22 protein-coding genes are annotated in these 20,227 nt (G+C 59.6%); 9 read left to right on the forward strand and 13 right to left on the reverse strand.

Features of this window, described 5'->3' with window-relative positions:
* Position 1: 1 nt before the first annotated feature.
* The 4 genes from CH92_RS06875 to purM are packed head-to-tail and all read right to left on the reverse strand — an operon-like array spanning position 2 to position 3,145.
* On the reverse strand, positions 2–664 hold the full coding sequence (locus tag CH92_RS06875) for a COG3650 family protein (RefSeq protein WP_025241042.1): 663 nt from the start codon (positions 662–664) through the stop codon (positions 2–4).
* Between the two features lie 56 nt (positions 665–720).
* Positions 721–1,431 carry a DUF3108 domain-containing protein gene (locus CH92_RS06880; RefSeq protein WP_025241043.1) on the reverse strand — a complete coding sequence of 237 codons (711 nt, stop codon included), beginning with the start codon at positions 1,429–1,431 and terminating at the stop codon, positions 721–723.
* Positions 1,432–1,439: 8 nt separating this feature from the next.
* Positions 1,440–2,087 carry a phosphoribosylglycinamide formyltransferase gene (gene purN, locus CH92_RS06885; protein ID WP_025241044.1) on the reverse strand — a complete coding sequence of 216 codons (648 nt, stop codon included), beginning with the start codon at positions 2,085–2,087 and terminating at the stop codon, positions 1,440–1,442.
* The gene (gene purM, locus CH92_RS06890; protein ID WP_025241045.1) at positions 2,087–3,145 is read right to left on the reverse strand and encodes a phosphoribosylformylglycinamidine cyclo-ligase; all 1,059 of its coding nucleotides are present in this window, start codon (positions 3,143–3,145) and stop codon (positions 2,087–2,089) included. Before purM ends, purN begins: the two co-directional genes overlap by 1 nt.
* A 316-nt stretch (positions 3,146–3,461) precedes the next feature.
* On the opposite strand from purM, the gene CH92_RS06895 reads away from it, so the two are divergent.
* The 3 genes from CH92_RS06895 to hda all read left to right on the forward strand — a co-directional run bounded on the left by CH92_RS06895 (position 3,462) and on the right by hda (position 6,484).
* Entirely contained in the window at positions 3,462–4,559 is a 1,098-nt protein-coding gene (locus CH92_RS06895; protein ID WP_025241046.1) for a DUF2066 domain-containing protein, read from the forward strand.
* Positions 4,560–4,694: 135 nt separating this feature from the next.
* Positions 4,695–5,783 carry an AI-2E family transporter gene (locus CH92_RS06900; protein ID WP_025241047.1) on the forward strand — a complete coding sequence of 363 codons (1,089 nt, stop codon included), beginning with the start codon at positions 4,695–4,697 and terminating at the stop codon, positions 5,781–5,783.
* On the forward strand, positions 5,780–6,484 hold the full coding sequence (hda, locus tag CH92_RS06905; RefSeq protein ID WP_025241048.1) for a DnaA regulatory inactivator Hda: 705 nt from the start codon (positions 5,780–5,782) through the stop codon (positions 6,482–6,484). The genes CH92_RS06900 and hda overlap by 4 nt, the downstream gene beginning before the upstream one ends.
* Before the next feature lie 200 nt (positions 6,485–6,684).
* On the opposite strand, the gene CH92_RS06910 is transcribed toward hda, so the two are convergent.
* Genes CH92_RS06910 through arsC form a run of 3 tightly spaced genes read right to left on the reverse strand, consistent with a single transcriptional unit; the run spans position 6,685 to position 8,043 of the window.
* Positions 6,685–7,095: a DUF2069 domain-containing protein gene (locus tag CH92_RS06910; RefSeq protein WP_025241049.1), complete on the reverse strand. Its 411-nt coding sequence runs from the start codon at positions 7,093–7,095 to the stop codon at positions 6,685–6,687.
* Positions 7,088–7,693, reverse strand: a complete 606-nt coding sequence (gene wrbA / locus CH92_RS06915; RefSeq protein WP_025241050.1) for an NAD(P)H:quinone oxidoreductase — start codon at positions 7,691–7,693, stop codon at positions 7,088–7,090. Before wrbA ends, CH92_RS06910 begins: the two co-directional genes overlap by 8 nt.
* A complete protein-coding gene (gene arsC / locus CH92_RS06920; RefSeq protein ID WP_025241051.1) occupies positions 7,690–8,043 on the reverse strand; it encodes an arsenate reductase (glutaredoxin) in 354 nt (117 codons plus the stop codon). The genes wrbA and arsC overlap by 4 nt, the downstream gene beginning before the upstream one ends.
* A gap of 162 nt (positions 8,044–8,205) precedes the next feature.
* Between arsC and CH92_RS06925 the strand changes: the two genes are divergently transcribed.
* Complete coding sequence (locus CH92_RS06925; protein ID WP_025241052.1) at positions 8,206–9,426, forward strand: virulence factor BrkB family protein; 1,221 nt, start codon at positions 8,206–8,208, stop codon at positions 9,424–9,426.
* Positions 9,427–9,460: 34 nt separating this feature from the next.
* Positions 9,461–9,916 carry a TlpA family protein disulfide reductase gene (locus tag CH92_RS06930; RefSeq protein WP_025241053.1) on the forward strand — a complete coding sequence of 152 codons (456 nt, stop codon included), beginning with the start codon at positions 9,461–9,463 and terminating at the stop codon, positions 9,914–9,916.
* Between the two features lie 52 nt (positions 9,917–9,968).
* Here CH92_RS06930 and CH92_RS06935 read toward each other — a convergent pair whose 3' ends face one another.
* The 4 genes from CH92_RS06935 to CH92_RS06950 form a co-directional block, all read right to left on the reverse strand.
* Positions 9,969–10,541 carry a lytic transglycosylase domain-containing protein gene (locus CH92_RS06935; protein WP_025241054.1) on the reverse strand — a complete coding sequence of 191 codons (573 nt, stop codon included), beginning with the start codon at positions 10,539–10,541 and terminating at the stop codon, positions 9,969–9,971.
* An 11-nt stretch (positions 10,542–10,552) separates the two neighbouring features.
* Positions 10,553–11,500 (reverse strand): hypothetical protein, encoded by a 948-nt coding sequence (locus tag CH92_RS06940; RefSeq protein WP_025241055.1) that lies wholly within the window; start codon positions 11,498–11,500, stop codon positions 10,553–10,555.
* An 8-nt stretch (positions 11,501–11,508) separates the two neighbouring features.
* Entirely contained in the window at positions 11,509–13,224 is a 1,716-nt protein-coding gene (locus CH92_RS06945; protein ID WP_025241056.1) for a proline--tRNA ligase, read from the reverse strand.
* A gap of 162 nt (positions 13,225–13,386) precedes the next feature.
* Positions 13,387–14,682 (reverse strand): OprD family porin, encoded by a 1,296-nt coding sequence (locus CH92_RS06950; RefSeq protein WP_025241057.1) that lies wholly within the window; start codon positions 14,680–14,682, stop codon positions 13,387–13,389.
* A gap of 463 nt (positions 14,683–15,145) precedes the next feature.
* Here CH92_RS06950 and CH92_RS06955 point away from each other — a divergent pair, with 463 nt between their 5' ends.
* Together CH92_RS06955 and CH92_RS06960 are read left to right on the forward strand one after the other, a co-directional pair.
* Positions 15,146–15,568: an HIT family protein gene (locus CH92_RS06955; protein ID WP_025241058.1), complete on the forward strand. Its 423-nt coding sequence runs from the start codon at positions 15,146–15,148 to the stop codon at positions 15,566–15,568.
* 4 nt (positions 15,569–15,572) lie between these two features.
* Positions 15,573–15,779, forward strand: coding sequence for a SlyX family protein (locus CH92_RS06960; protein WP_025241059.1), 207 nt, complete (start codon positions 15,573–15,575; stop codon positions 15,777–15,779).
* A gap of 51 nt (positions 15,780–15,830) precedes the next feature.
* On the opposite strand, the gene CH92_RS22425 is transcribed toward CH92_RS06960, so the two are convergent.
* Both CH92_RS22425 and CH92_RS06970 read right to left on the reverse strand, forming a co-directional pair.
* Positions 15,831–16,469, reverse strand: a complete 639-nt coding sequence (locus tag CH92_RS22425; RefSeq protein ID WP_025241060.1) for a cold-shock protein — start codon at positions 16,467–16,469, stop codon at positions 15,831–15,833.
* A 270-nt stretch (positions 16,470–16,739) separates the two neighbouring features.
* Positions 16,740–17,210, reverse strand: coding sequence for a Dps family protein (locus CH92_RS06970; protein ID WP_025241061.1), 471 nt, complete (start codon positions 17,208–17,210; stop codon positions 16,740–16,742).
* Positions 17,211–17,586: 376 nt separating this feature from the next.
* Here CH92_RS06970 and aspS point away from each other — a divergent pair, with 376 nt between their 5' ends.
* Together aspS and CH92_RS06980 are read left to right on the forward strand one after the other, a co-directional pair.
* Positions 17,587–19,362, forward strand: coding sequence for an aspartate--tRNA ligase (aspS, locus tag CH92_RS06975; protein WP_025241062.1), 1,776 nt, complete (start codon positions 17,587–17,589; stop codon positions 19,360–19,362).
* A gap of 79 nt (positions 19,363–19,441) precedes the next feature.
* Positions 19,442–20,188: a YebC/PmpR family DNA-binding transcriptional regulator gene (locus tag CH92_RS06980; protein WP_025241063.1), complete on the forward strand. Its 747-nt coding sequence runs from the start codon at positions 19,442–19,444 to the stop codon at positions 20,186–20,188.
* Positions 20,189–20,227: the final 39 nt, after the last annotated feature.

Consider the following 20,227-nt stretch of genomic DNA (forward strand, 5'->3'; position numbering starts at 1 on the left):
TTCATTCGCTGCGGGCGCCGCCGTAGTAGGCGCAGCCACGCAGGGTCTGGTTATCGAGGCGCAGTTCGGCGGTCAGGTGGCTGATGGTACCGGTGGCACTGTCGACGCAGCGTTGCGGGGCGACCCAGAGATCGAGGCGCTGGCTGTTGGCTTCGCTACTGAAGCTGGTCTGCCCACCCGGCAGTTGCTCCTCCAGATACGGCACAGCTAGCGGCGCTTGGTCGGGTCGCTCAAGCAACATGCCTTTGGACGTGATCCGAACGCTCCAGCCCGGCTCGTGACCGCCAGCGCGCAGCGCTAGCTGGTTGAATCCGCTCGCGTCGCACCCAGGGCCTTCGCTTTGCAGGCGGTAGACCTGGGTCAGTTGCATTTGGCTGCTGCCATCGGCGCGTGAGATCAACCTGCCACGCACATCTGCGAACAGCGACCGGCCGCCATCGGAAAGCAACGCCTGGTCGTCAGGCAATCCAGTCGCCCCGGCATCGAGCAGCTCGACCTTCCGCTGACCCTGGCAGCTATGCAACAGCAGCATGCCTTCGTTGCGCGTGACCTCACCCTGCAGCCGTTCGACCGCTTGCTGGGGAGGCCCGTCGTGCCAGGGCAACGCTTGGCAGCCGGCCAGAATCGACAGCAGAAGGAGCAGCAAGGCGCGGGGATAGGTCATGGACGACTCGGCGTGGCAACGGGTGGTACCGCGCCAGCAGGCTGGCGCGGTTGGAATCAGTTACCCTTGACGGCTTTGCCGTCAACGGTGCCTTCTTCGAGCATGATCTGGTATTCCTTGCCGTCCTTTTCTATCTGATGCAGGCGGACGAGCAGGTAATCCCAATCGGTGGCGAACCAGAGAATGGTCTGGCGCGCGCTCTGCGTCGGATCGCGCACGCGCTCCACCTTGATTGCGTCGACCTGGCCAGCTTTGGTGCTGACCTTTTCCTCGCCGAGTACGCGGAAGTCATAGGTTTCGATTTCATCGCCATCGACGACCTGGTAGCTCATGCTCTTTTCACCCGCCGCCACGGCGTGTTGAAGCGCTATCTGGTAGGTGGACTTGTCCAGCAGACCGCGGTTGAGCGGCAGCTTGACCGGGTCGCCGCGATCTTCGCCGACGACCTGTTTGGCGGCCCAGTCGAAATCATGCTTGATGGTCTTGCCCTTGCCGAGCCCGCTGCGCTTCAAGCGGTATTTCTGCGGCAGGAAGCTTTCGCCCTCGACCTTGAACGTGCTGCGTTCATTGAAACTGGCCACCAACATGGAGGCTTCGAACTCAAGCTCCCAGGTGTCACCCTCGTGCTTTTCCAGGCTGCGCTGGGCGGTGCCACTGACAGGTATCTGTTTCCAGTCTGCGGTGTAGCTGGCGGAGAAGGGCTTGAGCTCCAAGGCCTGAACTGGCAGAGCCAGTACCGCAAGAGCAAGCAGCAAGGCGCGACGCATAAGATCTCCTAGATTCGTAACAGATGGCCGGTAACCGGCAATGGGGCGCCATCCAGCATCGCGCCTTGCTCGGTAAGGCGCAAGCGGCCTTCGGCGAACCAGCGAACGGCCAGTGGGTAGATGATGTGCTCCGCCGTATGCACCCGATCGGTCAACTGACCGATGCTTTCGTCCTCTTCTACGGCGAATGCAGCCTGTACGGCGACCGGTCCACCATCGAGCTCTTCGGTGACGAAATGCACGCTGCAGCCATGCTCGCGGTCGCCGGCATCGAGTGCGCGGCGATGGGTATCCAGCCCCTTGTACTTCGGCAGCAGGGACGGATGAATATTAAGCAGCCGGCCCTGGTAGTGACGGACGAAGCCAGGAGTGAGAATGCGCATGAAGCCGGCCAGCACCACGAGCTGTGGCTGGTGCGCATCGATGACGTGCATCAACGCAGCATCGAATGCTTCGCGGTCGGTAAACCCTTTGTGCTGCACCACGTGCGTGGCAATTCCGGCGGTTTGCGCACGCTGCAGGCCGAGTGCCTCGGCACGATTCGAAACAACCGCGCAAATACGTACTGGATTGTCTTCGCCCAGGCTATCGATCAGAGCCTGCAGATTGCTGCCAGACCCTGAAATCAGCACCACGACGTTGCAGGGTGCGCTCATCAATGACTTTTCAGATTGTTCAACACGACGCGTTCGGCAGCTTCGTCAGCCGATGCGATCTGCCCGATCACCCAAGGGCTTTCGCCAGAGCTGCGCAGATTGTCGAGAACGGTCTCGACCTGCTCCTGAGCAACGCAGATGACCATGCCGACACCGCAATTCAGCACACGGTGCATTTCATGCTCATCGACATTGCCCTGCTGCTGCAGCCAGTCGAAAACCGCCGGACGCTGCCAGCTGGCGACGTCGATAACGGCCTGGCTGTCTTCGGGTAGCACGCGCGGGATGTTGTCCAGCAGGCCGCCGCCGGTGATGTGCGCCATGGCCTTGACCGCACCGGTGTCCTTGATCAGCTTGAGCAGTGGCTTGACGTAGATGCGGGTCGGCGCCATCAGCAGCTCGGTGAGCGGCTTGCCATCGAGTTGGGTGTTTTCGATATCGGCGCCGGCTACTTCGATGATCTTGCGGATTAGCGAATAGCCATTGGAATGCGGGCCGGAAGAAGGCAGCGCAATCAACGCATCGCCGGCAGTCACTGCCGAGCCGTCGATGATTTCGCTTTTCTCTACCACGCCGACGCAGAAACCAGCCAGATCGTAGTCTTCGCCTTCATACATGCCCGGCATCTCGGCCGTCTCGCCGCCTACCAGCGAGCAGCCGGCCAGCTCGCAGCCGGCGCCGATACCGGTCACTACGGTCGCGGCGATGTCGACATTGAGTTTGCCAGTGGCGTAGTAGTCGAGAAAAAACAGCGGCTCGGCGCCACAGACCACCAGGTCGTTGACGCACATGGCTACCAGGTCTTGGCCGATGCTGTCGTGTTGATTCAGGTTCAGTGCCAGGCGCAGCTTGGTCCCTACGCCATCGGTACCGGATACAAGCACCGGCTGCTTATAGCCGGCTGGGATCTCGCAGAGCGCGCCGAAGCCGCCCAGGCCGCCCATGACTTCAGGACGCGCGGTGCGCTTGGCCACGCCCTTGATGCGTTCGACCAGCGCCTCGCCTGCATCGATGTCGACACCTGCGTCCTTGTAGCTGATGGAGGGTTGCTTGCTCATAATCCGGACCTGTGAGGAGAGTGCGGGGCGACCGGTGGGGCGAGACTGTTGTCTCAATGTGGCGAAGGCGCCGGACCGGTCTGCGGAAAGCGCGCGATTTTATCAGGCTTGCCGCACAGCGGCCATCCCGGACGCAGTCGCGCCTTACAAGTTCGCAGCGAACTGCCTGGATTTATGATGCCGCATGTGCAACACGCAAGTGCAGCGGTTGCCCCGCTTCAGACGCCTGTTTAAGGTATAACGCTTGATAAATCGTGACCGGTCGTCACCGTGCGACCGGCCGGCTCCCCACGACTGGCCAGCCAGCGAGATTTCCATGCATCTCATTCCCCGTTTTTTTGCCCTCTGCGGTGTAGTTGCATCCGCCCACGCCATAGCGGCACCCCTTAGCGATCTATACAAGGTGCGTGAACCGGTTGCCAGCCAGCAGCCGGCGGAGCGTGAAGAGGCACTGCGCACGGCATTCGACACCCTGGTTCTGCGCCTCACGGGTGTGGCCGAGACCGATCAGGCGGCCGTTGCGCAATTGCGCAAGGATCCGCAGCAGCTTGTCAGCCGGTACGCCTATGAGGACAACGCGGTGGTGGTGAGCTTCGACCCGACCACCACCGAACGTGCGCTGCGGTCCGCCGGGTTGTCGCTGTGGGGGGCTGACCGTCCTAGCATTCTCACCTGGTGGCTTGGCACGTCGCCTGAAGGCTCGCAGCTTGTCGGTGATGCGCAGGAAGGTTCGTCCGAGCTGCGCGCGGCTGCCCAGCATCGCGGCTTACCGTTGCGCCTTCCCCTGGCTGATCTGAGTGAGCAGTTGGCGGCCACCACCGAGACCGTCTCGGCGAAAGAGCCGCAGGCGCTGCGCGAAGCGTCGGAACGTTACGACGCCGATGGGCTGCTGGCGGTGGTGGCGAAGCAGTCCGATGAAACCTGGGAGGCCAACTGGCGCCTCTGGCTCGGTGATCAACAGACGCAGGGCAAGGTGAACGGTGACAGCCGGGCTGCGGTGGCCGACGAGGTGATGCTGGCCGTCAGCACATTCCTAGCGCCGCAATACCGCGTGGCGCCGGGTGAGACGTCGGAAATCACTCTCGAAGTGCTGGGCGCCGATGTCGACCGGTTTGCCGAGCTGGATCGATTGCTCGAACCTTTCGGTGCGCGTTTGCAGCGGGTCGAAAGCGACCGGTTGGTGTATCGCCTCAATGTCAGTCCGGAGCAACTACGGGCGCAGTTGGCGTTGGCGCGCCTGCATGAGGTGCCTGCCGATGAAGCCGCTGCGCCGCCGCTCGGTGATGGCGTGCCGGCTGGCGAGGTTGGCGCACAGCCGATCAACGCCGAAGCACCGCTTGAAGAGCCGGGTCAGCCTGCTGTCGAGCAAACCCCACCGGCAGAGCAGGGCGAGGTGCTGCGCTACCGCTGGTAGCGGTATGTTGGGCCGCTATGCCCGATTCAAAACGGAGCGGGCGCTGCATTTGACGGCGTCCGCCGGTTACGAACTTCCTCTTTCGCCTGCAGTGGCCGTGCGGCCTCGAATCAACTGGAGCAAGGCGTCTTGACCATGACGATCACTCATACCAACCGCTGGCTATGGCTGGTGGCGCTATTACTGCTTGGCTGGCTGATCTACCAGCTCTCACCGATTCTCTCGCCGTTTCTGGTCGGCATTCTGCTGGCCTACCTGGGCGACCCGTTGGTTGATCGTCTGGAACGCTGGAAGCTGTCCCGTACATGGGGTGTGATTCTGGTGTTCGCGCTGTTTATCCTGCTGTGCCTGTTGTTACTGCTGGTGCTGGTGCCGATGCTGGGCAAGCAGCTGATGCATCTGTATCAGCTGGCGCCTCTGGGGCTCGACTGGTTGCAGATGACTGCGCTGCCCTGGATGCAAATGCAGTTTGGCCTCGATGAGGACTTCTGGCGTTTCGATCAGATCAAGAGTGCATTTTCCGCCAATCTCGGCAGCACCAAGGACATGGTAGCGGTCATTCTCAGTCAGGCGACGGCCTCGAGTATCGCGCTGCTGGCGTGGCTGGCGAATCTGTTGCTGGTGCCGGTAGTGTGCTTCTACCTGCTGCGGGACTGGGACCTGATCATGGCCAAGCTGCGGGCCTTGTTGCCGCGGCGGCGCGAGGAGACCGTGATGGCGCTAATGCGCGAGTGCCATGAGGTCATCGGTGCGTTTCTGCGGGGGCAGTTGCTGGTGATGCTGGCGCTGGCGGTGGTTTATTCCGCCGGGCTCATGCTGGTCGGCGTCGAGCTGGGATTGTTGATCGGCGTGCTGGCCGGTCTCGCCAGCATCGTCCCTTACATGGGGTTCGTGGTCGGTATCGGTGCAGCCTTTGTCGCCGTGCTGTTCCAGTTCGGTCTGGAGCCTTATCCATTGCTGGGAGTCGCTGCGGTGTTCACGGCCGGGCAGATGCTCGAAGGCATGCTGCTGACACCTCTACTGGTGGGGGATCGGATCGGCTTACATCCTGTAGCGGTGATCTTCGCAGTGCTGGCCGGCGGGCAATTGTTCGGGTTCACTGGCGTCTTGTTGGCCTTGCCGGTGGCGGCGGTGATCATGGTTCTGCTGCGTCATGTGCATGATCTCTATAAACTCTCGGACCTTTATGCAGAGCCGCCGGTCGATCCGCCCCGCCAACCATGAAACCCATTCAGCTGCCTCTGGGCATTCGCCTTCGCGACGATGCCACTTTCGCCAACTTCTATCCGGGCGCCAATGCCGCCGCGCTGGGCTACGTCGAGCGTGTCTGTTCGCCCGAAGCCGGCTGGTCCGACGAGCTGATCTATCTGTGGGGCAACACTGGCGTCGGTCGCAGTCATCTGCTGCAGGCCGCTTGCCTGCGTGTAGAGCAGCGAGGCGAGCTGGCGGTTTATCTGCCGCTCGCCGATGTGGCCGAATATGGGCCGGCGCTGCTGGATAATTTGGAGCAGAGCGAGTTGGTTTGCCTGGACGATCTGGATGCCGTCGCCGGCGATCCGGTTTGGGAGGAAGCGCTGTTTCACCTGTTCAATCGGCTGCGTGACAGTGGCCGGCGTTTGCTGCTCGCCGCTGATGCCTCGCCGCGAGAAATTGCCGTGCAGCTGGCGGATCTCAAGTCTCGCCTGAGCCTTTCACTGGTATTTCAACTGCACGAACTTTCCGATGAGGACAAACTGCGTGCGCTGCAGCTACGCGCCTCGCGCCGTGGTCTGAATCTGCCTGACGACGTCGGTCGCTTCATCCTCACCCGCGGCGCGCGCAGCATGAGCGCATTGTTCGAATTGCTCGATCGGCTGGACCAGGCCTCGCTGCAGGCGCAGCGCAAGCTGACCATTCCGTTTCTCAAGGAAACGCTCGGCTGGTAACAGGCCGGCCGCACTGCTTCGCTCGCTCTAGCGCAGTCGAACGCAGAGCCGGTGGGCCGAAGCTCAAGCCCTTTCCAGGCAGTGCGAAGATTTGGGCAGGGTGGGCTTTGGCTCACCGAATCGCAGAACTGGCGACGCCTTTTCGCGCGACGCCCGCACCATCAATTCACCATTGCGCCTTGCTGAGTTCAAGGCCTGTCTCAGCTTTCGCCCGCTGCTTTGCGCTCGTACTGATAAGCCCAGCGGGTATAAAGCAATGCACTGACGAATAGCGTCAGGCTGATGATCGCTTCCAGCCAGCCATACACCATCCGCGTCGGGTTGATCGCGGCGAGCACACCCTGGATGAAGTAGAGGTTGACGATAAAGCAGGTCCAGGCATGAGCGCGCGGACTGCCGGAGATCATGCCTGGGGCGACCAGAAGCAGCGGAATCAGCTGAATACCGATTACGACCCAGATGCGCGCACCATGCAGGTCGGCGAAAACCAGATTCCAGATGATCAGCAGGACAGCGAGGCCGATGAAGCTGGCCAAGCTGATTGCTCGGCTGAATTTTACCCGAGGCGTCAGCCATTCCAGGGAGGGGAGCGGTTTGGGCGTTCTAGCCACGGTCATTCTCCAGACGCTTGGCGGTTTGCGCGAGGCGCTGGCCCAGGGCGCGGCAGAGGTTGATTTCATGCTCATCCAGTAGGCGTTTTCCGTCTGCGCCAGCATGGTGGCTGGGACCGTAGGGCGTGCCGCCGCCTCGGGTCTCAAGCAGCGCGTTTTCGCTGTAGGGCAGGCCGAGTAGCAGCATGCCGTGATGCAACAGGGGCAGCAGCATGGATAGCAAGGTCGTTTCCTGGCCACCGTGAAGGCTGGAGGTCGAGGTGAAGACGCCGGCGGGTTTGCCGACCAATTCGCCGGTCAGCCAGAGCCCGCTGGTACCGTCGATAAAGTACTTCAGCGGGGCGGCCATGTTGCCGAAGCGGGTCGGGCTGCCAAGCGCCAATCCGGAACAGTGTTTCAGGTCGTCCAGTGTCGCGTAGATCGCGCCTTGCTCCGGAATCGTAGGCGCTACCGCCTCGCATTCGGTGGACACTGCCGGCACGGTGCGCAGCCGCGCCTCGAGGCCGGTCTGCTCGATGCCGCGGGCAATCTGCCGCGCCATCTCGGCGGTGGCGCCGTGGCGGCTGTAGTACAACACCAGAATGTACGGCGCGCTCATGGCAGGATCTCCAGCACTTTCTCGGGCGGACGGCCAACTACGGCGACATCGCCGGCAACCAGGATAGGACGCTCGATCAGTTTTGGATGAGCGACCATCGCCTCGATGATCTGGCTGTCGGTGAGGGTCGGGTCGGCCAGGTTGAGGGATTGGTATTCCTCTTCACCACTGCGTAGCAGCTGCCGAGGACCGATGCCCAGACGAGCAAGAATCTGCTTGAGTTCTGTGGCGGAAGGAGGTGTTTCCAGATAGCGGATGACGGTAGGGTTCAGGCCGCGCTGTTCGAGTAGTTCCAGCGCGCCGCGTGATTTCGAGCAGCGTGGATTGTGATAAAGGGTCAGTTCGGTCATTTGTAATTGCTTCGCGCCAGTGTAGGCGGCCATTGTAACCTTCAATACGGCGAGGCCTGAAACGCCAGTCGCAGGCAGCTGTCTGCCAAGGTAGGCTTTCGGTTGTCACAAGCCTGCAGACAAGCGAGGTTTGATGATCGCGACTGGCACCAAGGGGATGGAATGCAGCAACGAATCAAGGATTTCGTAGAATTCGGCCGTTTCCTGGTGCAGCGCTTCTTGGCGGATCGCGGCCCACACAGTGCCGCCGCCTTGACCTACACCACGTTATTCGCGGTGGTGCCGATGATGACGGTGACGTTCGCCATGCTCTCTGCCATTCCAGCGTTTCAGGGCGTTGGAGAGCAGATCCAGATGTACATTTTCAGCAACTTCATTCCCTCCACGGGCGCGACCATCCAGGAATACCTGGTTGCCTTCACGAATCAGGCAAGGCAGCTCACCTGGTTCGGCGTGGGGTTTCTGATGGCGACGGCGTTGATGATGCTCCTGACCATCGAAAAAGCGTTCAACGTGATTTGGCGGGTGCGCCAGCCGCGCCGTGGAATCTCGAGCTTTCTCCTGTACTGGGCGATCCTGAGCCTCGGCCCGCTGTTGCTGGGAGCGGGGTTCGCCATGAGCACCTACATCACCTCCCTGTCGTTGATTTCCGGACCGCACGCCGTGATTGGCGCACGCACCGTGCTCAAAGCGATGCCATTGGTGCTCAGCGTCGCCGCATTTACATTGATCTATGCCGCCGTGCCGAATACCCGGGTTCCGCTACGGCACGCGGTTGTCGGCGGTAGCTTCACCGCAGTTCTATTCGAGGCGGCCAAGCAGCTGTTCGGTTTGTATGTGAGCTATTTCCCTAGCTATCAGCTGATCTATGGAGCTTTCGCCGCGGTGCCGCTGTTCCTGCTGTGGGTTTATCTTTCCTGGATGATCGTGCTGTTCGGTGCGGAGCTGGTATGCGGGATGTCTTCGTCGCAGCAATGGCGGCGTCGCTCGGTCCCGCGTCTGTTGGTCATGCTCGGGTTGCTACGGGTGCTTTACGAAAGCCAACTGGCTGGGCGTGAGGTGCGTCTGCGCGATGCCCATCGAAGTGGCTGGCGATTGCCCGAGGACGAGTGGGACGAAATTCTTGAGTTCTTCGAGCGCGAGCAACTCGTCTGCCGGACCGGATCGTCCGGTTGGGTGCTGTGTCGCGATCTCAACCATTACAGCTTCGATCAGCTGTTGCGCTGCAACCCCTGGCCGCTCTCGGGCAGGCAGTCATTGCCGGAGCATCTGGACGAGCCCTGGTATCCGACGCTGCGGCAATCGCTGGAGCTGCTGGAGAAAGAACAGGCCAGCCTGTTCGGTGGTAGTGTCGCGGACTGGCTGCAGGCGCGACGGATATGAACGAGCCAATGCTCGGCTTTGCAAAGGAGCGAAGATGATCAAGCGATCCATTGGGCTAGTCAGTGTGCTCATCAGCCTGATGCTGGCTGGCTGCTCAGAAGACTGGGGTCCCGACCAGCACGGTGCGGCTGTCTCGTCGCAGCAGCTCGAAGGCCAGTGGCTCTTGATCAATTATTGGGCGGAATGGTGCGGGCCGTGCCGTACCGAGATTCCCGAGCTGAACGCGCTGGACCAATCGAGAGACGACGTCACCGTACTTGGGGTTAATTTCGACGGGCTTCAGGGCGACGAATTGATCGCTGCGGCTGACGCGCTGGGCATTGGCTTCAGAGTGCTCAGCGTGGACCCTGCCGAGCGACTGGACTTACCGCGCAGCACAGTGCTTCCCGTGACGTATATCGTCGATGGCGCAGGCGAGGTCCGCGAGAGCTTGGTTGGCGATCAGACTGCCGAAGGGCTCCAGGCTCACCTGAAGCGGTTGGGGCGATAGGTCGCAAGCTTCCAGCCAGGCAAGCGCGCTATTTCTTGCTGCGGCGCGGTTATCAAGGCTTTACGTACCAGAAGTCTTGCCAGAAGCCGATGACCTTCGCCGGGTAGCGCTGTTTGCCGAGGCTGCCGTTGTAGCGAGCCAGAGCGCGACTGATGTCGCCGTTTTCCTTTTTCAGGTAATAGCTGAGAATCGTGCAGCCGTAGCGCAGATTGGTGGCGTTGTCGGTGAGGTTGTCCTGTGGGCGCCCCAGTTCGGCTTTCCAGAATGGCATTACCTGCATCATCCCTTGCGCGCCGACGCTGGAAATGGCGAACCGGTCGAAACGACTTTCGGCATGGATCAGCGCCAGCACCATGTCGGGTCTCAGCCCCGCCTTGCTGGCTTCCTGATGCACAAGCCGCAATAGCGTCAGCCGTTCTTGCGGATCGGGGACGTAGCGCCTGAGCCGAGTCGACACGTCCAGCAGCCAAACTTCTGCATCAAATCGATCCTCAAAGCTCTCCGCCTCCAATACGGTGCGCTGCATCAGCTCTCGCAGCTCGGGCTCGGGTGCCTGGCGAACAGCCGCAGAAATCGGCCAGGCGATGATCAGCGCCAGCAACCATAGACAGGGAAGGGCCTTCATCGAGAGCAGTCTCAGTCGTCTTCGCCCGAATCGCTGGCCTGCCGACCGGCGTCTTGCATCAGGCTGCGGAGGAGCTCTTGTTGCAAATCGGGATCGTTGTGGGTCAGCTCGATCAGGCTCTGCTCGAGCTCGCCGGCTTCTTCCTCGAGCCCCAGCTCCGACAGTCGCTTGACGCGATGGACCCACTGGTTGACGTCGTCGCCTTCGAGATCGTCGAAAATGAGGTCGTGGGCCTCAAGCAGCTTGCCGCGTAGGCTACGGCTGACCAGCAGCATCGCGTCGGCGCGGGTCGCGTCCTCTGGATCTTCGACCTGCAATTGCAGTTTACCGACCCGGCTAATGTCCTGATCGGTGAAAGGGCCATCCAGCAAATTCAACCGCAGTATGCCGTTGCGGTCGGTACTCAATTCATGGGTCTGAGTGTCTGCAACGACATGCACTGGGCGCTCGGCCCAAGGCAGGCTGGAATATTCGAGTCGAGCATCGCCGCGTTGCTCGTCGAGGCTGGCAAGGTTCTGCTGCGAGCGACCATTGGATTCCACGTTGATGAACGGGTTCAGGCCGGCAAAGCCGTAGCTGATCCAGTCACGAGTAGCACTTTCCGGCAAGTTACCGAGCATGACCACGTTGAGCACATTGGCCCCTATTCCGGCGACCACCGCAACGCCTCCCAGTGGGATTTCGTACAGCTCGCGCCATGCCTGGTACGGCGTATATCGATCATAGCGGCGGGTCACCTCGAAATCGGTGACTTCGAAGGTCTTCTGGTCGAGCACGCGAATACGCCGCTGCGGCAACTCCAGTAGCGGGGCTCCGACTTCGATGCGCAGGCTGTGGTCAAGCAGTTTGCGTTCAGTTCGGGCTTCGTGTTCGCTGCGTTGGGGCAGATGGTTGGCGCAGCCACTCACAAAAAGCGCCACGCAAAGCGTGGCGCAGGATGAAGCACTTCGGTTGAGCATGATTTCCGTCAGCGACTGGCGCGCGAATTGATGAACTCGAGGATGTCAGCGGCCGGCACGGCTTGGCTTTCGGCATCACGACGATGCTTGTATTCCAGCGTACCGTCGGCAAGTCCGCGGTCGCCCACGACGATGCGATGCGGGATGCCCACCAGTTCCATATCAGCGAATTTGACGCCCGGGCTGGTCTTTTTGTCACGGTCATCGAGCAGCACGTCGTAGCCTGCAGCGGTGAGCTCCGCGTAGAGCTTGTCGGTTGCTTCGCGAACGGCCTGGTTTTCGTACTTCATCGGGACCAGCGCGATCTGGAAAGGTGCCAGCGCATCCGGCCAGAGAATGCCGCGGTCGTCGTAGTTCTGCTCGATTGCGGCGGCAACGACACGAGAAACACCTATGCCATAACAGCCCATGGTCAGTACGACAGGCTTGCCATTCTCACCCATGACGTTGCAGTTCATGGCCTCGCTGTACTTGGTGCCGAGTTGGAATATATGGCCGACTTCAATGCCTCGCTTAATAACCAGCGTGCCAGTGCCATCAGGGCTCGGGTCGCCCGCGATTACATTGCGCAGATCTGCGACTGTCGGCAGCGGCAGATCGCGCTCCCAGTTAACGCCGAAATAGTGCTTGTCTTCCTGGTTTGCGCCAGCTGCGAAGTCGCTCATCAGCGCGACCGAGCGATCGATGACGCAGGGAATCTGCAGGTTCAGCGGGCCCAGTGAGCCAGGGCCTGCGCCCATGGCGGCACGAATCTCCGCTTCCGACGCGAATACCAAGGGGCTTTCGACCTGAGCCAGGTTCGCTGCCTTGATCTCGTTCAGCTCATGGTCGCCACGAACGATCAGCGCTACCAGTTGGCCTTTCTCCGTACCTCGCACGAGCAGCGTCTTGATGGTCTTTTCGATGGGCAACTGAAATTGCTCGACCAGCGCGGCAATCGTCTTGCAGTTCGGCGTGTCCACCAGACGCAGCGCTTCGGTGGCGGCGCCACGCTCGGTTTCGCGAGGGATGGCCTCGGCTTTTTCGATATTGGCGGCGTAGTCGGAGCTGTCGCTGAAGGCGATGTCGTCTTCTCCAGACTCGGCCAGCACATGGAATTCATGCGAGCCGGTGCCGCCGATCGAGCCGGTATCGGCCTGCACGGGGCGGAAGTTCAGTCCCAGGCGGGTGAAGATGTTGCAGTACGCCTCGTGCATGCAGTCATAGGTTTCCTGCAGCGACTGCTGATCCGCATGAAAGGAGTAAGCGTCCTTCATGATGAATTCGCGCCCGCGCATCAGGCCGAAGCGCGGGCGAATCTCGTCGCGGAATTTGGTCTGAATCTGGTAGAAATTCATTGGCAGCTGTTTGTAGCTGTTCAGCTCATTACGTGCCAGATCGGTGATCACTTCCTCATGCGTTGGGCCGACGCAGAACTCACGATCATGACGATCCTTCACACGCAGCAGTTCAGGACCGTACTGTACCCAGCGCCCCGATTCCTGCCAGAGCTCGGCAGGTTGGATCGCGGGCATCAGCACTTCCAGTGCACCGGCTTTGTTCATTTCGTCCCGGACAATGGCCTCGGCCTTGCGCAGTGCACGCAGCCCCATTGGCATCCAGGTATAGAGACCGGAAGCCAGCTTGCGAATCATTCCGGCACGCAGCATCAGCTGGTGGCTGATAACCACCGCGTCGGAAGGGGTTTCTTTGAGGGTCGAGAGCAGGAACTGACTGGTGCGCATGTGGGCCGTTGTGTCCTTGCAGAGCGGTGAATATGGCCCGGCATTGTACGGCGGCGCCACGATGGCGTACAGAATCGATCGATTTGCTGCACGCCCAGAACGAAGAAGCCCGGCGATTGCCGGGCCTCTTGTCTAGCTCGAGTTACAACTGACAGACCTGTATTACAGGATGCTCAGCGGGTACTCGACGATCAGGCGGGTGTCGCTCAGGTCGTTATCGAGACCGTTAGTGGCCTGATAGAACGCTTGACGTACGCGCAGGGACAGGTCCTTGGCAGGGCCTTCCTGGAATACATACTTGGCTTCAATATCCCATTCGGATTCTTCGGCGTCTGGACCTACCTGCATATCGATGTTGCTACCGTTGACGTATCGAGTCATGAAGCTTAGACCTGAGACGCCATATGCAGCCATGTCGAGGTCGTAACGAACCTGCCAAGATTGTTCGTCCTTGTAATAGAAGTCGGAGTACTGAATGGAGTTGCCCAGCCAGACGGTGCCGCCGCCATCAATACCATAGTCGTACCCGACAGGAGTGCCACCTGCGCTGAAGTAGCCACCATGAGATTTTTGGTAGGCAGCTGTGAACTTGTGCGCGCCCACACCGTAGGTGGCCGCAAGACTCCAGATGGTGTTGTCTTCGTCGCTACCGGTACCAGTCCGCTCTGATTCGTACTCGGTCTGATAAACATTGAAGTCAAAAGCAAGCGATTGAACAGCTCCGAGGGCCATGTTGTAGTTAACATTGCCGTAATATTTCTCGAAGTTGTCTTTCACGTCTGAATAGTAGAGTGACGTGCTGAGGTTCTCACCAAAGGCGTACGTGCCACCAACAAGATTTAGCTCTTCAAGGCCTACCGAGTCGTGATCTGATTCAGATTTGCCGCTCAACGCAGTGAAGCGGCCAGCATTCAATTCTAGCCCGTTGATTTCGCCGCTGGTGATGAGGGCGCCACGCGCGGTTTCTGGCAGGAGACGAGCATCATCAGTCGAGAAAACAGGAAGCGCAACGAATTGCGTGCCGTACTTGACCACCGTGTTTGACACGCGGAACTTGATAGCTGCGCCGGCATGGGAATAATCGTCTTGCGGCCTGCCCTCGCTGTCCGTTGGGAAGATGTCAGGCCAGGCGCGGTCCGAACCGCTGTCGAGCTTGACGCCCAGCAGTCCGATTGCATCCACGCCCACGCCGATAGTGCCTTGAGTGAAGCCGGACTCGAAGGTGCCTATGAAACCATGGCCCCATGCTTCACGGTAGCTCTGGTTATCATTGTACGGAGCGTCACGGGAACTTCCGTCATCACGGAAGTCACGGTTCATATACAGGTTACGGTTGAGGATGGTCAGGCTGCTGCCTTCTACAAAGCCTTCCGACTCGGACTGGCTGGACGCCAATGCCATTTGCGACGTGCCGGCCGCAACGGCCATTGCGATTACGCTCCACTTCATCACGTACATTGTGATTGCTCCTTTGGTTTCAAATTGGTGCTTGCTTTCCTGCGTGCGCCGGAAAGAGGCATCTTTATTTTCGGTATACAAGCTCAATTTCAGTCCTTGTTTTCCTAGCTGGTCGAAACCTGCAGCAAGCCCTGGAATTTTTGTTCCGAGAATTACTGTGTAGCTGGGGAAACTAGCGCCAGCAAGCTTAACTCAGCTATTTGCGTTTTTCTCCCCCCTCATTTGGTGCTTTTTTACTTCAAAGCAATAACCGTGCACAAAATTTCAAAGCTGATTTTCTCTGCGATTTTGACTTCTGTAGAGCCTGACTCGCCCTAAAGCTGGGCTTCGGTGTACTGCCTGTGCTCCAGCTTGGTGCGCCATGGCTTTGCGTTTGGTTGCAAGTTGTTTGGAGTATTCTTCGGAACGATTAGGCAGCAGCTTTGCCGCTGCGCTGATTTTCGAATAGAACAGGAGTGCGGTTATGTTCGTTCTTGATTCACGGCTGGAGCACGACACGCTAAAGCTAGGCGATTTTCCGTTATGTCAGTTGCTTTTGATGAATGATGCCAATTACCCCTGGTTCATTCTCGTACCCCGTCGCGAAGAGGTCAGTGAGCTGTTTCAGCTGGACCCGGCGGATCAGCAAGCGTTGTGGCGAGAGGCAACGGCGTTGGCCGAAACGTTGAAAGACACCTTTGGCGCGGACAAGATGAATGTCGCGACGCTGGGTAATATGGTGAGTCAGCTGCATATGCATGTGATCGCCCGGCGCCGGGGAGATGCTGCCTGGCCGGCACCCGTCTGGGGACGTCATCCGGCGAGCCCTTACCGTGACGCGCAGGTAGACGCGATCAGGCAGAAGCTGAAACTGGTACTTACCGATAATTTTTGTTTTGCGGAGTGACTTGATGGAGCTGGAACAACGCATCACTGATCTCGAGGCACGCCTGGCATTTCAGGACGATACGATTCAGACCTTGAACGATGTGCTGGTTGCGCAGCAGCGTACTGTCGAGCGGCTGCAAGCGCAGTTGGGGATGCTCGCCAGGCGGCAAGAAGAGATACAGAGCAGGATGGGTGGCGAGGAAGATGAGGCGCCTCCGCCGCACTATTGAAGGTGCGGCGGATGCGGAAACGCCAGGGCTGATGCAGCCTGGCGCTGCGGGTCATTCGCCTGACTGGGTCGGGACCACGTCTTCGGCCTGGAGGCCTTTGTCGCGCATCATGATGCTGAATTCGACACGTTGACCTTCAACCAGCACCCGATGACCTTCGCCCCGAATCGCCCTGAAGTGGACGAAAACATCGTCACCACTGTCTCGGGAAATAAAGCCAAATCCTTTCGATGTGTTAAACCATTTGACCGTACCTGCTTCGCGGCCGGCGGCGGGTGCTGTGGCACGCTTATGCTGGTTTTTAAGGGCATTCGAGGCAGGTTTGTGGCCGGTTGTGCGCATGTCTGTAGATTGGGTGGTTGCCAGCTGTAGCAGTACGGCGATAAAGGTCAGCGTGAGGCTGGCGAGGGTCGCCGGCTGGCCTGCAATGGCGGCGATTGGGAACAGCAGTATTGCAGCCTGGATTGCCGCCGCGGCAATCAGCAGTACCGCTGCAGCCAGTAGAACGGGGCGGCTACGCCCGCCGTTATTCAGCTGCGCCGATGAGGCAAACTGCACGTTCAGCAAGCCTAGGAGCAGCAGACACAATGCATCGGGCTGTAACAGGAGTGGGATTGCGCCGGTGAGGCTGGGTATGAATGACAGCGCCAGAGCTGCAACGCCCACTAACACATGGATGATTTTAAGCATTCGAATAACTCACAGTTAAATAGCACGACAGAAAGCAGCAGGCGTTGGGCAAATAGAAACTGAGCGTGGGTAGCGATGCTCGTATTTGATGGTGCCCAATCTGCGGCGCGCGTATTTAACAGTAAAGGAGGGCGCGGCTCAAATGGCTTGCAGAAGAGAGAGATATGAGAAGTTGAACGTGCTGAGCTGCTGGTGATGGGATCGTTCGGGTAGTGTCGCCCCGGATAGCCGCGTTCGCGACTATCCGTAAAGGCTATTCGCTGTCTCGTATCAGGCCGCCAGCAAGCTGCGCAGCATCCAAGCGGTTTTCTCATGGATCTGCATGCGTTGAGTCAGAAGGTCGGCGGTGGGTTCATCGCTGACTTTTTCCAGTAGCGGAAAAATGCCGCGCGCCGTACGGACAACCGCCTCCTGCCCTTCAACCAGTAACTTAATCATCTCATCTGCCGCTGGAATGCCCTCCTGCTCTTTGATTGATGACAGCTTTGCATAGGCCGCATAGGTACCTGGGGCTGGGAAACCCAGCGCGCGGATGCGCTCGGCAATGTCATCGACAGCGGTGGCCAGTTCCGTGTATTGGGTCTCGAACATGGTATGGAGGGTGTTGAACATCGGCCCCGTCACATTCCAGTGGAAGTTGTGCGTCTTCAGATACAGCGTGTAGGTATCGGCCAGCAGGCGGGACAAACCGTCCGCGATAGCGGCGCGGTCTTGCTCGGCAATACCAATATCGATTTCCATGGTTTTCTCCTGTTTGATGAGCGTGTTGATAGTTATGCCAGAAAATGGATGCCTACAGTGAGTGGCGCTATGTCGCCAGTTGCAGTCTGTTGTTTTGAAGCCACCGGGCGTGGTTGGTTTCACTTCAGTCGATGATCGCTTCCATTGCGCAAGACTATCGGTGCCGGCTGCGTCGAAGCAATTATGTAGATATAATCTCGCGCTTGTGCCGGGCGGCTTGGTTGCCGTACGGGTAGATCTGCGCTCGAGCCGGTTGCTCACCCTTCCACGGTTGATGAGTAATCATTTCAGACGGAGTGCCACGAAGGCGCCGTCCGCGCAGTCGCGAATCGAGCGACCCCAACGAATTTCCAAGATACGAGAAGCGAACCTCACCATGATGCGCAGCCACTATTGCGGCCAGTTGAACGAAAGCCTGGACGGCCAGGAAATCACTCTTTGCGGCTGGGTTCACCGCCGTCGCGACCACGGCGGGGTTATCTTCCTCGATGTGCGAGATCGTGAAGGGTTGGCGCAGGTGGTGTTCGATCCTGATCGCGCCGAGACCTTCGCCGCAGCAGATAAGGTGCGCAGCGAATACGTCATCAAGATCACCGGCAGGGTGCGTCTACGTCCGGCCGGCGCGGTCAATCCGAACATGGCTTCGGGAGCAATCGAAGTGTTGGGGTATGAACTGGAGGTGCTCAACGAAGCAGAAACGCCACCGTTCCCACTCAACGAATACAGCGACGTCGGTGAGGAAACGCGCCTGCGCTATCGCTTCATCGATTTGCGTCGCCCGGAAATGGCCGAAAAGCTCAAGTTGCGCTCGAGCATCACCACCAGTATCCGTCGTTATCTCGACGAGAATGGCTTCCTCGATGTCGAGACGCCCATCCTGGGTCGTCCGACGCCTGAGGGTGCGCGCGACTACCTTGTGCCCAGCCGCACTCATCCCGGGACCTTCTTTTCGCTGCCGCAGTCGCCGCAGCTGTTCAAGCAGTTGCTGATGGTCGCGGGTTTCGATCGTTACTACCAAATCGCCAAATGTTTCCGCGATGAAGACCTGCGTGCCGACCGCCAGCCGGAGTTCACTCAGATCGATATCGAGACCAGCTTTCTTGAAGAGTCCGACATCATCGGCATCACCGAAGGCATGGTTCGCAAGCTGTTCAAAGAAGTGCTGGGCGTCGAGTTCGGCGAATTCCCGCACATGCCGTTCGAAGAGGCCATGCGCCGTTACGGTTCGGACAAGCCGGACCTGCGCATACCGCTGGAACTGGTGGATGTGGCCGATCAGTTGCAGCAAGTCGAGTTCAAGGTGTTCAGCGGCCCGGCCAACGATCCCAAGTGCCGCGTCGCCGCGCTACGCGTGCCTGGCGGTGCCAGCATGCCGCGCAAGCAGATTGACGATTACACCAAATTCGTCGGCATCTACGGCGCGAAGGGCCTGGCCTATATCAAAGTCAACGAGCGCGCCAAAGGCGTGGAGGGATTGCAGTCCCCGATCGTCAAGAATATTCCGGAAGACAAGCTGAATGTGATCCTCGATCGCGTCGGCGCGGTCGATGGCGATATCGTCTTCTTCGGTGCGGACAAGGCCAAGATCGTTTCCGAGGCCCTGGGCGCGTTGCGCATCAAGCTCGGTCAAGACCTGAAGCTGCTCACCTGCGAGTGGGCGCCGATGTGGGTCGTCGACTTCCCGATGTTCGAAGAGAACGATGATGGCTCGCTCAGCGCATTGCACCATCCGTTCACCGCGCCCAAGTGCACGCCGGAAGAGCTGGAGGCCAATCCCGCGGGCGCGCTGTCGCGGGCTTATGACATGGTACTCAACGGTACCGAGCTGGGCGGCGGGTCGATTCGTATCCACCGCAAGGAGATGCAGCAGACGGTATTCCGCATTCTGGGTATCGACGAGGCGGAGCAGAACGAAAAGTTCGGCTTCCTGCTCGACGCGCTCAAGTTCGGTGCGCCACCGCATGGTGGCCTGGCGTTCGGTCTCGATCGCCTGGTGATGCTGATGACCGGCGCGCAATCGATTCGCGAAGTCATCGCCTTCCCGAAAACCCAAAGTGCCGCGGACGTAATGACCCAGGCGCCGGGTGCGGTGGACGCCAAGGCGCTGCGAGAGCTGCATATTCGTCTGCGCGAGCAGCCGAAAGCCGAATGATGGCGGCACCGGAGCCCAGGGAAACCTGGGCTCTTGGTTTCAGCAAGATGAAAAGAGTTGATCGGAAGGGGAGGCAGTTATGGCTGGTCATTCCAAATGGGCCAACATCAAGCATCGCAAGGGACGCCAGGACGCCAAGCGAGGCAAGATTTTCACCAAGCTCATTCGTGAGCTGACCGTTGCGGCGAAGAGCGGCGGTATTCCGGCAGACAATCCACGCCTGCGTCTAGCGGTCGACAAGGCGTTGGTCGCCAACATGACCCGCGACACCATCGATCGCGCTATTGCTCGCGGCGCCGGCACCAACGAAGCCGACAATATGGCTGAGCTGACTTATGAGGGTTACGCGCCCAGCGGCGTCGCCATCATCGTCGAGGCCATGACCGACAACCGTAACCGTACCGCGGCGGAAGTCCGTCATGCCTTCAGCAAGCACGGCGGCAATCTGGGTACCGACGGCTCGGTCGCCTACATGTTCGATCGCAAAGGCCAGATCAGCTTTGCTGTGGGCGTGGACGAGGACGCGCTGATGGAAGCGGCGCTGGAGGCTGGAGCCGACGATGTCGAAATGGGCGACGATGGTTCGGCCCTGGTGTCGACTAGTTTTGCCGATTTCCACGCGGTCAACGAAGCCCTGAGTACAGCGGGTTTCAAGGGAGAGGAGGCGGATATCGCCATGATTCCTTCGATCGCTGCGCCGCTCGCCGATCTTGAAACTGCCCAAAAGGTGCTGCGTCTGATCGATGCGCTGGAAGATCTGGATGATGTGCAGAACGTTTATCACAACGCCGAAATCCCCGACGAGCTCATGGAGCAGCTGGACTGATCCGCTGGGCAATACCAGCAGCCGGAAGCGACCTCGGTG

Source organism: Stutzerimonas stutzeri, assembly GCF_000590475.1.
Classification (GTDB): domain Bacteria; phylum Pseudomonadota; class Gammaproteobacteria; order Pseudomonadales; family Pseudomonadaceae; genus Stutzerimonas; species Stutzerimonas stutzeri_D.